The 14,123-nt window shown below is 67.0% G+C and carries 12 protein-coding genes and 2 pseudogenes; 6 read left to right on the forward strand and 8 right to left on the reverse strand.

Features of this window, described 5'->3' with window-relative positions:
* Positions 1–180, reverse strand: a pseudogene (locus ACFSKW_RS23820) (serine hydrolase); the annotation flags it as partial.
* Between the two features lie 477 nt (positions 181–657).
* Complete coding sequence (locus tag ACFSKW_RS23825; protein ID WP_379574586.1) at positions 658–828, reverse strand: hypothetical protein; 171 nt, start codon at positions 826–828, stop codon at positions 658–660.
* 360 nt (positions 829–1,188) lie between these two features.
* On the opposite strand from ACFSKW_RS23825, the gene ACFSKW_RS23830 reads away from it, so the two are divergent.
* Together ACFSKW_RS23830 and ACFSKW_RS23835 are read left to right on the forward strand one after the other, a co-directional pair.
* On the forward strand, positions 1,189–1,683 hold the full coding sequence (locus ACFSKW_RS23830) for a helix-turn-helix domain-containing protein (protein ID WP_379574587.1): 495 nt from the start codon (positions 1,189–1,191) through the stop codon (positions 1,681–1,683).
* A gap of 297 nt (positions 1,684–1,980) precedes the next feature.
* Positions 1,981–2,985 carry an endonuclease/exonuclease/phosphatase family protein gene (locus ACFSKW_RS23835; RefSeq protein ID WP_379574588.1) on the forward strand — a complete coding sequence of 335 codons (1,005 nt, stop codon included), beginning with the start codon at positions 1,981–1,983 and terminating at the stop codon, positions 2,983–2,985.
* 26 nt (positions 2,986–3,011) lie between these two features.
* Here ACFSKW_RS23835 and ACFSKW_RS23840 read toward each other — a convergent pair whose 3' ends face one another.
* From ACFSKW_RS23840 to ACFSKW_RS23855, 4 genes are all read right to left on the reverse strand, one after another.
* The gene (locus ACFSKW_RS23840) at positions 3,012–3,326 is read right to left on the reverse strand and encodes a hypothetical protein (protein WP_379574589.1); all 315 of its coding nucleotides are present in this window, start codon (positions 3,324–3,326) and stop codon (positions 3,012–3,014) included.
* Between the two features lie 532 nt (positions 3,327–3,858).
* On the reverse strand, positions 3,859–4,509 hold the full coding sequence (locus ACFSKW_RS23845) for a Shedu anti-phage system protein SduA domain-containing protein (RefSeq protein ID WP_379574590.1): 651 nt from the start codon (positions 4,507–4,509) through the stop codon (positions 3,859–3,861).
* A 12-nt stretch (positions 4,510–4,521) separates the two neighbouring features.
* Positions 4,522–5,655 carry a HupE/UreJ family protein gene (locus ACFSKW_RS23850; protein ID WP_379574591.1) on the reverse strand — a complete coding sequence of 378 codons (1,134 nt, stop codon included), beginning with the start codon at positions 5,653–5,655 and terminating at the stop codon, positions 4,522–4,524.
* A 62-nt stretch (positions 5,656–5,717) separates the two neighbouring features.
* Complete coding sequence (locus ACFSKW_RS23855) at positions 5,718–9,677, reverse strand: metallophosphoesterase (protein WP_379574592.1); 3,960 nt, start codon at positions 9,675–9,677, stop codon at positions 5,718–5,720.
* Between the two features lie 339 nt (positions 9,678–10,016).
* Between ACFSKW_RS23855 and ACFSKW_RS23860 the strand changes: the two genes are divergently transcribed.
* Entirely contained in the window at positions 10,017–10,298 is a 282-nt protein-coding gene (locus ACFSKW_RS23860) for a transposase (protein WP_379574593.1), read from the forward strand.
* A gap of 190 nt (positions 10,299–10,488) precedes the next feature.
* Here the strand turns inward: ACFSKW_RS23860 and ACFSKW_RS23865 are convergent.
* Positions 10,489–10,737 (reverse strand): annotated as a pseudogene (locus tag ACFSKW_RS23865) (helix-turn-helix domain-containing protein); the annotation flags it as partial.
* Positions 10,738–10,958: 221 nt separating this feature from the next.
* On the opposite strand from ACFSKW_RS23865, the gene ACFSKW_RS23870 reads away from it, so the two are divergent.
* Both ACFSKW_RS23870 and ACFSKW_RS23875 read left to right on the forward strand, forming a co-directional pair.
* The gene (locus tag ACFSKW_RS23870; protein ID WP_379574595.1) at positions 10,959–11,348 is read left to right on the forward strand and encodes a serine hydrolase; all 390 of its coding nucleotides are present in this window, start codon (positions 10,959–10,961) and stop codon (positions 11,346–11,348) included.
* A 464-nt stretch (positions 11,349–11,812) separates the two neighbouring features.
* A complete protein-coding gene (locus ACFSKW_RS23875) occupies positions 11,813–12,922 on the forward strand; it encodes a serine hydrolase domain-containing protein (protein WP_379574596.1) in 1,110 nt (369 codons plus the stop codon).
* A 246-nt stretch (positions 12,923–13,168) separates the two neighbouring features.
* Here the strand turns inward: ACFSKW_RS23875 and ACFSKW_RS23880 are convergent, their stop codons facing one another.
* Positions 13,169–13,744: a TetR/AcrR family transcriptional regulator gene (locus ACFSKW_RS23880; protein WP_379574617.1), complete on the reverse strand. Its 576-nt coding sequence runs from the start codon at positions 13,742–13,744 to the stop codon at positions 13,169–13,171.
* A 29-nt stretch (positions 13,745–13,773) separates the two neighbouring features.
* Here ACFSKW_RS23880 and ACFSKW_RS23885 point away from each other — a divergent pair, with 29 nt between their 5' ends.
* Entirely contained in the window at positions 13,774–14,055 is a 282-nt protein-coding gene (locus ACFSKW_RS23885; protein ID WP_379574597.1) for an NAD(P)H-binding protein, read from the forward strand.
* Positions 14,056–14,123 lie beyond the last annotated feature (68 nt).

The raw sequence follows: 14,123 nt of genomic DNA on the forward strand, positions 1-14,123 counted from the left end.
CCGCGCCAACTGCTGTAGCTGAGCGCGCTGCGCCGTGGCGCCGCTGTCGGCGTACGGCGTGGCAGCTGCGGCAGCCGGGAACGCCGCGGCCAGGGCCAGACTCACGGCCAGCGCCGAAGCCGTGACCGTACGCAGCCACCGTGGCCGCGCACGATCCGACGAAATGACAGGTTGGGACATTGACCCGTTCCTCCGGGTGATAGGTGATGGGTGATGGGTGATGGGTGACGCGGACGGTCTCACCCTCCAACCCGCCGCTCACAAACCGCACACAGCACGCTGTCAGCAGCGCGACCGGTATCGCCCTGCCATGGGAGCAGGATGTCGACGAGCCGGACCTGCGCGACCGGCGCGCCGCCCGGGTCCGGTGCAAGGGCGGGGTGATGGACATCATCGTCTGGCGCACCGGCACAGACGGCGTTCTCCTCTGGGAGATGGCCACTGGTCATCGTGCAGGGTGCACCACCTCGGCTCGGACAGGACAACCTACCCGTGCTCACGTGGAGTCCGATTCCGCAGAGGGGTAGATCTGGATTTCCACTCCAGCATTCGCGGTGCGGCCACGCCTGGTTCAGCTTGGCCGCATTTCGTCAGAGCAGCGAAATTGGGGTGAGGCGAACCGCGCCCACACCCCATCCGATGAGCCGAGCCTGAACCTCAGAGGTCGCCTGAGCAGGAGAGCACCGAACCGTCCGTGAACTCCGCCGTCGACGTCACGCACACCTTGACATCGGAGAAGTCCGCGCAGGCATATGCACTGCTCGCACCCATGAACGTCGCGCCACACAGCCCAACTACCGCCAAAACCCGAATGATCATCTTCTTCATTTCCGCTTCCCCCAGAAGGATTTATTCGCGCTGAATGTTTCGTTCAAGGATGGCGTGGGCGATGGGCAATTTGAAGATCGACGGGTGGCAGGATACTGCGGAAGAGAAGGCAGCATCATGCAAGAGAAGTCAGGTCACGAATCGTCGGCGGACAACAGAGGGGCTCAGCGTGTCCAGACCGTGATGGAGGCGGCGGAAATAGGTGGCCCGCTGATATGGAGCTGCAGGGCGAGTTGCTGGTGCGTCCGTGGTCTCCCCAGGTAGTGGTGCCGCAGGATCCTGTACCGCGTCAAGACGCAGTCGCGACGGCTCTGAGCTGTGGTTCGACTGAGTCCGCCAGCGTGGACAAGATCACGTCGTGTGCCTGTTCGCCTGCTGTATCTGATCGCGGTCCGGGTGTTCGGATGGCTGATGTTGCTGGGCCGTCGCCAGGCGTCGAAGGACGTGGAGATCATGGTGTTGCGGCATGAGGTGGCGGTGTTGCGGCGTCAGGTTGGGCGCCCGAAGCCGGACTGGGCTGATCGGGCCGTTCTCGCGGCGTTGGCCCGGTCGCTGCCAGCGGGGCTGCGCGCTCATCGGCTGGTCACTCCGGCGACGTTGCCGGCGTGGCATCGTCGCCTGCGCCGACGCGCATGGATCTACCCGCATCGTGGCGGACGGCCGAGCACGAGCCAGGAGGTCCGGGCCGTGATCGTCCGCCTGGCGCGGGAGAACCCGGCATGGGGCCATCGACGGGTGCACGGTGAGCTGGTGCGGCTCGGCCACCAGGTCAGCGAGGCGACCGTGCGGCGCATCCTGCGCTCGCGCCGCTTCCGCCCGGCGGGGTCACTCGCCGCGATCGTCTCGATGGGCTGATCCACGAGTATGCGCAGGTCGCGTAGGGCGGCCGAGTTTCTGGCACCCACAGGGTTCTCCACGAGTGCTCACATGCCGCTTGACCTGCGTGGACGGAGTTTTCGGCAGGCGCAGGGCTCTTCGTCGCGGCGTCCCGCCCGCACGATGCGGACCGGAGCCGGAGCCGAAGCCGAAGCGACGGACAGCGGAACTGTGTGTGAAGTTGCTCGATTTAACCTAGTCATTTTCATAAATGGACGCTAGCCTCTCCTCAACCACGTTCACCTGCCCCAGTGGCAACATGTGAGGAGCGGTAATATGTCACGCGTTACATGGATGGCGGGCGGACTGTCCGCCCTCCTCCTGGCCGCCGTCGCTGCCACCCCCGCGCACGCCAGGCCCGTGGCGGACGACGTCAGGGTGCTCGCCTGGAACATCTGGCACGGCGGCAAGGACCCGGCCGTTGGCGGCGAGAAGAACCTGCCGCTGCTGATCGACCAGCTCGTCGACATCTCGCCCGACGTCTTCCTGGCCGTCGAGACGTACGGCAGCGCCGAGGAGATCCGTGCCGGGCTGAGCGCCGGAGCGGGGAAGGGCGACTACACCGCCACCCGGATCACCTCGAGGTCGGCCGACAACCTGTGGATCTTCACGCACTACCCGATCACGCAGGCCTACCCGAAGCCGGTCGGCGGCATCATCAACGACTTCTACTTCGGGGGAATCCGCGTCAAGCTGCCCAGCGGCCGGGAGGCGAACTTCTTCGACACCTGGGTCAACTACTCCGACCCCTGGGTCGGCGACATGATCGACGCCAACGCGGCGGCGGTCAAGAAGGGCGAGCCGAAGCCGTACTCCGACGAGGACGTGGTAAAGGCCGACACCACCGTGCAGTTGCCCCAGGTTACCGACATCATCAAGAACCACCTGCCGACCATGCTCGCAGGCAACACCGACCCGGTGATCCTGGGGGGCGACCTCAACACCTTGTCCGCCGCCGACTGGACCAAGGGCAGCGCCCACTGCCACTACGGCCTCTCCTACGACCTGCAGGCGACGGATGTGGTGACCGACGCGGGGTTCGTCGACACCTACCGCGCCGCCAACCGCAACGTGTGCAAGTCGCCCGGCAAGACCTGGAGCCCCCAGCCCGACTACGACTACATGATCACTAAGGACCGCATCGACTTCATCTTCGCCAAGGGCAAGGGGGTGAAGGTGCGTGACTCGTTCACGGTCGACGACCGGCTACCCGCCCACCAGCCCGGCAAGTTCTACTCCGACCACGCCGCCGTGGTGACGGATCTGGAGATCTCGCACTAGCCCCGTTTTCCGCACGTGAGTGATCCTCAGCGGAGGTCTCGTGGATCGATATCGAGGAGGTCCAGGAGGCGGAGTTGGAGGTCGGTGGGTTGCGAAATGGTCGGCGGTGATTGGCCGGAGCCCGGGATCAAACGGATGCCGGCCAACGCGTCCAGAATGAGCTTTCCGGTCGGGATGGCGGGCCGGTCGGCGTACAACCCGTCGGCTGCGGTGGCGCGGGTAGCCAGGGCGCGGCGGACCTGGCGTTCGATCAGGCAGAAGATGAGCAGGGCCAGGCAGATGACGGTGATCAGCGCGTTGAAGCGGCGGTTGTTCTGCAGATACAGGTGGGTGACGGCCAACGGGCCTTGAATGCCTGGTAGCGGCGTTCGACCGTTTCTTGGCCCTGTAGCGGCGCAGCACCTGCGCGGCGTCGACGGCCTCGGGCGGCAGGTTGGTCAGCAGGGCGTACCAGCCGTCGGTGGCAGCTTCGGCATCGATCGCGTTCTGGTCGAAGTGCCAGGCCAGAGTGGGCTTGCCGGTGGCCGCATCGGCACCGATCTCGGCGTGCAAGTAGGCGGCCACCCGCCGGGTGCGGCAGATCACGGCGAGGCGGTCGGCGACCGCCTGCTCCGTGAGCGCTCTGCTGACGATCGGGACAGGACGCCTTTCACAGTGCGGGTATGGCCACAAACCAGTCCGCGCGGGCAAGCAACTCGTCGAAGGTCAGGATCTCCGGCTCCGCCGTGTTGGGACGGTAGAGCTCGAAGGACCAGATCTTTCGCCAAGATCGCGGATGGCGCGATGAACGGTTCCTTGAGCCTGTGCCACACCCCTGGTCAGTTCCCTGGACGGGGCCCAGCATCCGGACCTGTACTCGTCGGCCGCGAGCAGTTAGGTCTTGTGGGTCTTGAACTCGGCGAATACGAGCGACTTGATACGGCCCGCCGTACGGAGCAGGGCGTCCGCGCGCTTTCCTGGACCCGAGATGGACGATCCGGCCACGACCTGCTCAAGCTTCTCGTGGCTCCAGGACGTCAACAACTGGCCTGCAAGGGAGATCCCGAGGATCCATGGGTTCTCGTCGAAGAAGCGCTGCCACACCGACTCCGCCCTCCGCTCGGCGCTCCTGGCCCGTTCGGCCTCGAAGTAGACGTCATCCTGGAGCAGTTTCCGAAAGCGCTCGACCTGCTGGCGGCGGTGAGCGATGGCGATGATGTCACGCGCGGTCTCGTCGTCGGTGACGAGCTTCCGGAAGCGTTCGGGATCCCTTTTGCAGACCGCCAGCATGGAGGTCGAGTCAGCGAACAGGTCGCGGATGAGCGCGTCGTCGATACGCTCCGTGGTGCGCCGCGCAACGGGGACGTCATCCAGATTTCGAATGAGCTCCAGCAGCCGTTCCGCGTCAGTGCTTGTTCTGAGCCGCGATCTTCCGCGCCGGTCTCGGCCGGTCCGCCGTGGCTGGCGACGCCACCGTCTGTTGCCGCAAGGCCCACGGGGACGCCGACGACCCGCGCCGGAGGTCGTCGGCACCGCGAGGAACATCAGGGGCTCCCGTCAGAGCGGCAGCGGGATGCGGTCGACGAGCCAGTACAGGCTGACTCCCACGATGGGGACCGACAGCGCGACCACCGCCCAGCGGGCCGCGGACGTCCGGCGCACCAGCACCAGCAGAGGGAAGAGCACAGCGATGATCACCAGCTGTGTCACCTCGATGCCGAGGTTGAAGCTCAGGAGCGACAGGAGCAGCTCCCACGACCCGCTCCCGTCGATGTCCAACGCGCCCGCGAAGCCCAGCCCGTGTAACAGGCCGAAGGCGAAGACGATCGGCAGCCGCCATGTGCCCGACCTGCCCTCGTCGCGGCCCAGCAGGTTGACGAGCGCCACGATGATGATCGACACGGCGATGACCGGCTCGACGATCTCTCCCGGAACGTCCACGACCCCCAACGCCGCCAGGAGGAACGTGATGCTGTGGGCGGCTGTGAAGGCTGAGACCGTGACGACGACGTCGCGGAGCCGGCGCGCGCCGATGAGCAGCGCGAGCAGGAAGAGGACATGGTCGAGGCCGAGGGCCAGGTGCTCGGCGCCGAGCAGGAAGAACTCCCGGACCTGACGCGATGCCGGGCGCTCGCCGACCCGCAGCGTCGGGCTCTTGGCGTTCAGGAGCGCGGAGCCCTTCTCGCCGTCGAGGTGGTACCCGACCATTGTCTTCGTGCTGTGGACGAAACTCTCGGCATCGGGGAACAGCGCGCTGGAGATCGCGTGCACGCCCTCGCTCCCGCTCTGGCAGGTGTAGGCGAGGGTCAGCACCGCGAAGGCCGCCTTGCCGCGGGGGCGCACGTCCGCGTCGCCCACCGTCGCGGGCGAGCACGGCTTGTCGTCGTACGCCACGGCGAAGCGGCGCGTGACATAGTCGGTCACGGCGCCACGGTTGATCTTCAGCTGGCGCAGCTGCTCGGTCCGCTCCTTCGCCTCGTACGCCTCCGCGTAGAGCCAGGCCGACTTCATGAGCAGGTCGTACTCCAGGTCGAGCACGACCTTGACGTTCGCGCCCATGCCGGTCACCTCGGCGTGGGCGGTCGTGGTCGCATCGTGCGCCGCCGCCGGAGCGGGTTGGAGCAGGTCGGCCAGCACGCCTCCGAGGAGGACGGCGAGGACGACGGCGGACAGCCAGCGCCTGCGGGGCATGTCTTCTCTCCAGATCGAGGGGGAACGCCGCCCCGGGCCGGGTCCGGGGCGGCGGGAATCGGCTAGTGGTCGAACCAGCGGTACATGGGCGAGTCAGCTCCCCACGTGCCGGGGCGGCCGTGCTCGTCCTTGGTGACGAAGACGCTCGGCTCGGAGGCGGTCACGCCGCCGCCGGTGGAGCGTGCCGTGACGAACCAGGCGTAGGCCGTGTCGTCCTTGAGACGGTCCCAGGTCACCGAGGCGACCCGACCCGACGTGACCGTGCTCTTGCCGATGATGCGCGTGGGCTTGTAGAGCGCCAGCGAGTCGGTCTGGAAGCTGGTCGTGCGGGAGGTGAGATCGACCGGCAGCACCATGTTGTCCTCGCGCCCGTCGTAGCGGCGCAGCGGGTCGAACTCGCCGGCGCCGAAGTCGTTGAGCAGCGGGGAGTAGGTGTCGACGGTCAGCTCCGCCCGTTTGACGTTGAACTGCAGCATCCGGAAGAAGCTCGCGCCGAACTGGAGCTGGTCCTGCGGGTTGTACCCACCGATCTGGGTGAGCCCGAGACGGTCGGCCGACACCGTGTAGAACTGGTAGTCGGCCAGGAGTTCGACGACGCCGTTGCCGACCTGGCCGACCTTCGGCTTCACGTTGGTGCCCACGCCGTGCTCGTGGCCGGCGAGGATGAGGAAGACGTTCGGGTTCTTCTCGACCACCGTCTTGTACAACATCGACCCGTCAGGTGCGGAGAATCCGGTGCCGCGCCCGTCGGGATTGGTGCTCGGCACGAGGTAGTCGTGCGAGAGCAGGATGCCGTTGCGGTCGGAGAACTTCTTGAAGACGGAGTCGGCCCATTCGGCCTCCTCCCTCGTCACGCTGTACGACAGGCCGACCACGACGAAGTCCAGACCGCCCGCGGAGAACAGGTCGTAGTGGTTCTGGTTGTCGCCTTCCTTCCACGGACCGCCGTACTTGCCGTGCTGCCAGCCCTGCGACGCCCCCTGGTACCGGTCGGGACCGTAGTACTTGTTGTAGATCGCCTCCGGGCCGTTCTCGGTGCCTGACTGGTTGTCGTGGTTGCCGGCGATCACGCCGTTGGGGATGTTCGCCTCGTCCAGCACGCGCTGCTGCTTCGAGGACACCTCGAACTCGCCGACGACCTGCCGCTGCGTGGCCTCGTCGGCGGGCTTGCGGATGTTGTTCTCGATGATGTCGCCGGTGTGCGCGACGTACGAGATCTTGCGTTGGTCCTTGTTGTCCTTGATCCAGTTGACGATGCCGGAGTAGGCGGACTCCCACACCGCGCGCTCCTCCGCGGTCTCCTGCTCCACCGCGCCCTCGGAGATGTACTGGGTGTCGGTGAAGTGGACCATCGAGAAGTCGTAGGTGGCGGGGTCGGCGAAGCCGTTCGGGTCACCTGGCTCGATGTCGTCGGCGAACGGGTCCTCTCCCGTCACCATGACGTGGACCTGCTGCTCGTCGACGTTCTCCTGGTCGACGACGGCCGTGAGAGTGGTCTTGCCCTCGGCGGCGCCGCGGGCGCTGGTCAGGAGGTCCCACGCCTTGGTCTTCGTGTTCCACACCCTTAGCGACGCCAGCCGCTCGGGGTCGATGACGCCCTCCCAGCGCAGGACCGGGGAGTCCACGTGCCCCCGCACCTGGACGTCGTAGCGCTGGTAGGTGACGTCCTTGCCGGCGGGCGCGTCGAGCGTCTTGCCGTCGGTGGGCTCGAGCCCCTCCGCCTTGACGTGCGTCTCGCCCGGAACCCGCAGGGTCGTGGGCACGGACGGGGCCGTCCCCTGGAACACCTGGTTCGGAGTGAGGATCTCGGCCGCGGAGAACGTCGCCGTCACCTGGCCGCCATCGGGTTCGGCGACGTTCGCAGAAAGCGTGACGGGGTCCGACACGTCGGCGGCCCCCAACGCCGGGGTCAGCTCGGCCGGGACGTCCGGGATGCCTGCGGATTCGAACACGATCTCCCGGGTCGCGGTGTTGCCGAGACCGTCGGCGCCGGTCACGGCCAGGGTGTGCTTACCGGCGTGCAGGCCCGGCCCCACCTGAGCGCCCAGGTTGATCGGCTGGCCGTCGAGCTTGACGTCCGGCCCGGACACGACGCCGGAGGCGTCCTCGAGCTTGAGGTCCAGCACGACCGAGGCGGTGATCTTCTCGTCCGCGGCCGGGACGCTCGCGGCGACCTTCGGCGCCGAGTTGTCGGTGATCAGGACGCGGGTGGCGACCTCGCCCGCGGCCGACGTCGCGGCGATGGTGTGCTTGCCGTCCTTGATGGCCGTGGTGTCGAGGTCCGCTCGCAGACCACGGGCGGGACCGTCCACCAGGAACTCGAGGTCGATCTCGGTCAGCGGGTTCACGTTGTCGCCGCAGTTGCCGTCGCCCATGCTGTACGAGGCCTTGAGCATCTGGCCGGCCGCCGTGCCCTGCGCGGGGGTCAGGGCGATGTTGGAGATCGTGAAGTCGTCGCGGTTCTTGCCGCACGACGTCGGGAAGGTGCCGGCCACGAAGTCGACCGTGTTCCAGCCGGGCACGAGGAACTCGTTCGGGATGGTGAAGTCCACGCGCTTGCTCACGAAGTCGCCGTCAAGCACGACCTTCTGGCCGTTGACGAGCACGAAGTTCTGGTAGCGCGCCTCGATCGAGTTGCCGCCCACGTTGAAGCTGAGAGTCGCGTTGCCCGAGCCGAGCGTCTCCATGACGTGCGCCGCCGGGCCGTCGATCGTGTAGCGCAGCTCGACCTCGCGGAGCAGGGTCGGGCTGCTGCCGCAGTTGCCGTCGCCCATCTCGTACGACGGCTTGATGTCCTGGCCCGTCACGGTGGCGCCGTCGAGGGTGAGGGCGAGGTTCGCGATCGTGAAGTCGTCGCGGTTGTTGCCGCAGGACTCCTTGAAGTCCCCTGTGACGACCTTGATCGTGTTGTTGCCGGGCACCAGGAACCGGGCCGGGACCGCGACGGTCACGCGCCGGCTCACCCAGGTGCCGCCCAGGTCGATGCGCTTACCATTGACGAGCAGGAAGTTGTCGTACTTGTCGTCGATCGAGTCCGCGCCCACGTCGAAGCCGAGCATCGCAGCGCCGTTGCCGAGCGTGGCCTTCGTGGCCGGTTTGTCGCCGTCGACGGTGAGGGACCTGACGCCGCCCTCGCCGACGGCCGGGACCGTCGCGAAGACCGACTTGGTGCCTGCCACGAGGGTGCCGTCCGTGGGCAGCAGCCGAGGCGCCCCGGCCGGGCTGTTGTTCACTGTCACGGTGTTCTTGACGGTGACCCCGGCCGCGGTCGTGGCGGTGATGGCGTGCTCGCCGTTGGCGAGCGTCGTGGTGTCGACGTCAGCGGCGAGACCCGTGGTGCCCTGCGGGTCGCCCTGGATGAAGAACTTGAGCGTGGCGCGCTTCAGCAGTGTGGTGTTCGTGCCGCAGCTGCCGTCGCCGAAGGAGAAGGTGTAAGGGTTGTCCTCGCCGTCCGCGACCTCACCGAGCAGCTCGAGGCCCACGTCGGACAGGACGAAGTCGTCGTAGTTGAGGCCACATGACGACTGGATCGTGCCGACGACGATCTCGACGGTGTTCTCTCCCTTGACCAGGTGCTCGTTCGGGATCTCCATGGTCGCCCGCTCGTTCACATGGTCGCCGATGTCGCTCCGGTACGCCCCGTTGACCAGCACGTGGCTGTGATACTGCGCCTCGGTCGAGTTCGAGCCGACGTCGAACCTGAGCTTGGAGACGCCCACCGTCCGGGTGGCGTTGAGCGTGGTGTCGTCGATGGCGAGTTCCGTGACGCTGTCACCGGCCGCGGTCGGGACTGCCGCGACCTTCGCCCTGCCCTCGAGGAAGGAACCGCCGGCGGGGGTGAGCGATGGAGAGCTCTGGGAACTGGTCGGCGTCGCGGTGGGCCGTCCCCGATCCTGCGCCGCCGGGCTGGGGTCGGCGTGCGCCGCGGTCACGAGGCCGGTCGCGAGCAACACCGCGATCGCGGCTGCCGCGGCGAGACGCCCTCGGCTCCGTAAACCGCCCAGTGGTGTGCGTGCTGCCATTGGCTGCATCAGATGCAGTCCCTTCTCTTACGCATAAGCAGCCCATAAGCGGCATGCTCTCGGGTGGACACCCTGGAGCGCGCAAGTGAACGGTGTGCATGGGGAGGCTGAAGTGAACCGAAACTGTCATCTCATTCTGGTCATCTGTCACGACACAGGAACAACCAGGTCGCGCATCGACCAATAGGCGCGTACTGGAACATTGACGGCGGGAGCGCCCGCCCTCGGCCGGTGCCGCTCGGTAGGTGGACATTCACCGACAGGTGGCGCCCGGGACGGCCCCGTACGCCAGCCGGTCAAGGAACTGATTGTGCGGATGGCGCGGGAGAAAGGCGATCAGTGGTCGAGGGACGCCAGCGTGGGTGCAGCCATTCGAGCACTGCGGATCAGTTCGCCAGCTACTCAGGCACCGCACCTCTGGACGCCTCCAGCGGCGATCAGATCCGGCACCGGCTCAATACCGGCGGCAACCGCCAGCTCAACTGCGCCCTGCGCACACCATCGCCGTGTGCCAAGCCCGTGATCCCAGCCGCGGGCGCGTCTACCACCAGCGGAAAATCACCGAGAACAAAACCCCTGCCGAAGCCCGCCGCGCACTCAAACGACGCCTGTCCAACGTGATCTACCGAAGCATTCGAAAAGATCAACTAGGAGTCGCAGCGGCAGTCGCTTGACACACAGAGGCGCTACGAGGTCACAACGCCACGTCCGGCGGGTGCATCGAGCACCTCCCGCCCCAGGCCGACAGATCCCGTTGAGGACCCCGGGTCAGTCAGACGTTGGGTCAGGCCCTGGCGGGAGGTGCTCCGAACTCGGCGGGCCGCCCGTCGGCGGGCGATTCCTTGGCGTGAATCGGTCTGCGGCGGCGGGCGCGCTGCCCGGCGGCCTGCTGGGCGCGGTCGGCGAGGTAGCCGCCTGGCGCGCTGTTGCGTGCCACTTCGCGGCTGATCGTGGACGTGGGCCTGCCCAGCCGCCTGGCGATCTCGGCGTATCCCAGCCCTTCGACCATCCAGATCGCGATCTGCCGGCGATCGTCGTGGGTCAGCCTGCCTCCGGGCATCTGCTCGCCCTCCTGTCGGTGCGGTCCACGGGTGCGTTCACCAACAGTACATTGCAACGGCTGGTCGACATGGATTGCATTCATCAACAATGCTGTTGCAACGATTGGCGTAAAAGCCCAGCATTTCAAGGGCATCCTTGAAGCTTTTCGTTGACGACTCTTGAAATGCAACGTAGCCTTTTCTCGCTTGGAAAGAATCGCGGCGAGACGAGGAACCCCTTATGGCAAGAGCGTTGGATGTGACCCGGATACGAGCTCGCGTCGCCGAGTTGCTCGCGGAATACCGGATCCCGAGCGCCGCGATCGGCGTCCTGCGCGACGGAGAGATCACCGACTTCGCCGTCGGCGTCAAGAGCATCTCCACGCGGGAAGCCGCGACGACCGGCACCGTCTACCAGTGCGGCTCCGTGTCCAAGACATGGACCGCCCTCGCCGGTGCGGACCTACCTCGACCACAGCCTGAGCGCGGCCGGGGTGTCCCGTGCCTCGTTCGACCTCCTCGGCCGAGTACCCCGCTGAAGCGTCCGCCCAGGATGGGCGAGACGGGCAGGCTCGCCCTTGAGCGGGGCCTCGCTTCGATCTCCCGTAAGAAGGACCTGCGTCCGGTGTAAGTACTGCTCGGAATCCTGCAGGCCGAGGTCGGCACGGTGCCACGTGCCCTGGCCGGCGTCGACCGCGCCGAGCTGCCGGCCCGACTTGAGAGCGTCATCGCGAACGACGGCATCGAGTGACGAGTACGCCCCATCCCAGTCCTCCGACCTCCCTTCCCTAGCCCGAAACGCCGTTCGCGCTTCACTGATCGGCACATGAGCCCATGGCACCTCCCCCATGGGGCCCCCTCCGCGCATACGACAGGGGCCACCGACTGTGAGACGGTTCCGCTCCTCGGCTGCACCCTCGTCTGCTCCGGGCACGCCCCCTGACGGCCGACGATCCGAAGAGATCGATCGACAGCACTCTTCCGTGGCCTTCACCGGCCTTCGCGTGCTCATTGACCCAACCCTGTGCAGGCACAACCATGCCTGAACCCATTGCGCCGACCTCCGGCCTTTCTGTCATGCCCAAGGAGGCATAAATGTTCATGCTTCGCGCCCATGCCGGTCTGCTTGTCGCCGCCCTCACCGTGGCGGGGAGCGCCATGATGGCTCCTGCCGTCTCCGCGGCCGAGCGCGACCGTGGGCACGCCGAACTCCAACGCGTGCTTGATCAGGCCGTGACCGACGACGGCGTCCCCGGCATCCTCGCTGAGCTCAGGGACGGTCACGCGAAGCCATGGTTCGGCATGGCGGGGCTGGCCGACCTGAAGACCGGCCGCAAGCGCCGGGCGGATGAACACTTCCGCATCGGCAGCTTCACCAAGGCGTTCACCGGAACGGTGGTCCTGCAACTGGTGGCCGCAGGCAAGCTCACCCTGGACGACACGGTGGCGAAGTGGCTGCCCGGCATGGTGGAGGAGCATTTCGGCGCCGACGGCACCAAGATGACCGTCAGGCAGCTGCTCAACCACACCAGCGGACTCCCCGACGCCGTCCCCGGCCAGACGACCCCGCACCCAGAAGAGCCCGGCAAGCGCTTCATCTACTCCAAGGTCAACTACACCCTCGCGGGAATGATCGTCGAGCGCGCGACCGGCTCGACCCTCGCGGAGGAGATCGACAGGCGCATCGCCCGCCCACTGCACCTGACGGGCACGTATCTGCCGGGCACCGACAACACGATGCGCACCCCGCACGCCCGCCACTACTCGAAGTTCGACGGGGCCGGTCGTCCTACGGAGATCCATGATGTGACCAACGCGGACCTCAGCTGGGCGGGCGCAGCCGGGGGCATGGTGTCCACTACTACGGACCTGAACCGGTTCCTGCGGGTCCTGCTGCGCGGCCGTCTCCTCTCGCCCGCCCTGCAGAAGGAGATGTTCACCACCGTCTCGACGGAGGGCGCGGGCTGGGTCCCGAACACCCGGTACGGCCTCGGCATCTACTCGCAGAAGCTCTCGTGCGGGGTCACGCTATGGGGCGGCGGCGGGTACATCCAAGGCTCGGTGACGTACGCGATGGGCGACCGGCAGGGCGCCCACACACTGGTGAGCAACATGAACGGCGACTGGAACGACTTCCTGAAGACTTTCACCAAGCTCTCCGAGGCGCGCTTCTGCCCCGCGGCCAATCCGCACCCGGCCTCGTAAGCCCCGCCCGCGCATACCACCACAATCGTTCGGGTTCGGTGAAGCTACTGGATGACGTCGGTGACTCGAGGCTCAGCCGGGTGGAGCCTTACCTGACCGACATCCGGTACCAGTTGCACCTACATAGCCGCATCTACTGGTTGCGAGTCCGCCAAGTGTGCCGGGTCGATGAACGTTCACTGACGATCATGTTCCCTGATCGCGGCCTCCACGAGGACGCGGGCGGCCCAGGTCATGGCCTCCTGCTCAGCCTTCGGGTCGAGCCCGCGGACATCCCGGAGGGCCACCTGGGCCTCCCAGCCGACCACCATGGTCAAGGCCGAGATCAGGCGCTGGTAGGAGTCTTCGCTCAGCGTGTCGCGCAGGGGCGCAAGCCTGATCCAGCCATTCGATCCGGCGTTGGCTGCGGCGTGGGCCGACCGGCTCCGGGGCGCCGTTCGTGGGCGGGTCGACAGTCAGGCGGATCATGCGGCGCCCCAAGGGAAGTGACTGCGGCGAGTATTCCAGCAGCGTCCGGATGAGTGCGTCCACCCGCCCGGCCGCGTCGTCGGCGAGCGCGAGATCGGACAGCGCCGCCTCGACCGGCGGTTCGTTCAGCGCGCCGGCCGTCGCGTCGACGAGCAGTTGGTCAAGGGCTGGGAAGTACATGTAGATCGTACGCCGCGACACGTCGGCGGCGGCCGCGATCTCATCGATGGACGGTGTCGCCCCGGCGGCGCTCAGGCGTACCGCCGCGTCGACGATCGCCTTTCGCGTGCGGCGGCGCTGCGCTTCACGGCCGCCGCCGCGGCTCGGGTCGTCAGAGAGTTGTCTCGCCCGTATGCGTAGCCGTACGGAAAGGAAGGTTGATCATGCGAGTGTTCGTGGCAGGCGGGACTGGTGTTCTCGGCCGCCGACTAGTGCCCCAGTTGGTGGCACGGGGCCATCAGGTGACGGCGACGGCGACCAGCGCGGACAAGCTGGTTCTGGAGCAGATGGGCGCCGAGGCGGTCCTGAGGAACGGGCTGGACGCCCGATCGGTCGGCGAGGCGGTGGCCAAGGCCCAGCCGGAGGTGATAACGAACACCGGCCCCACCGGGCTCTCCGACAAGCCGCCCCGCTTCGATCACCTCGTTCGACGTCCGCCGACATGATCGACTCGGAGGTTGTCCTGACGGAATACCGACACGTCGCTTGACCTGGCCGGATGATTAATCGGCAC

Origin of the sequence: Nonomuraea mangrovi, assembly GCF_042681425.1 — a bacterium.
In the GTDB taxonomy this organism is placed as follows: domain Bacteria; phylum Actinomycetota; class Actinomycetes; order Streptosporangiales; family Streptosporangiaceae; genus Nonomuraea; species Nonomuraea mangrovi.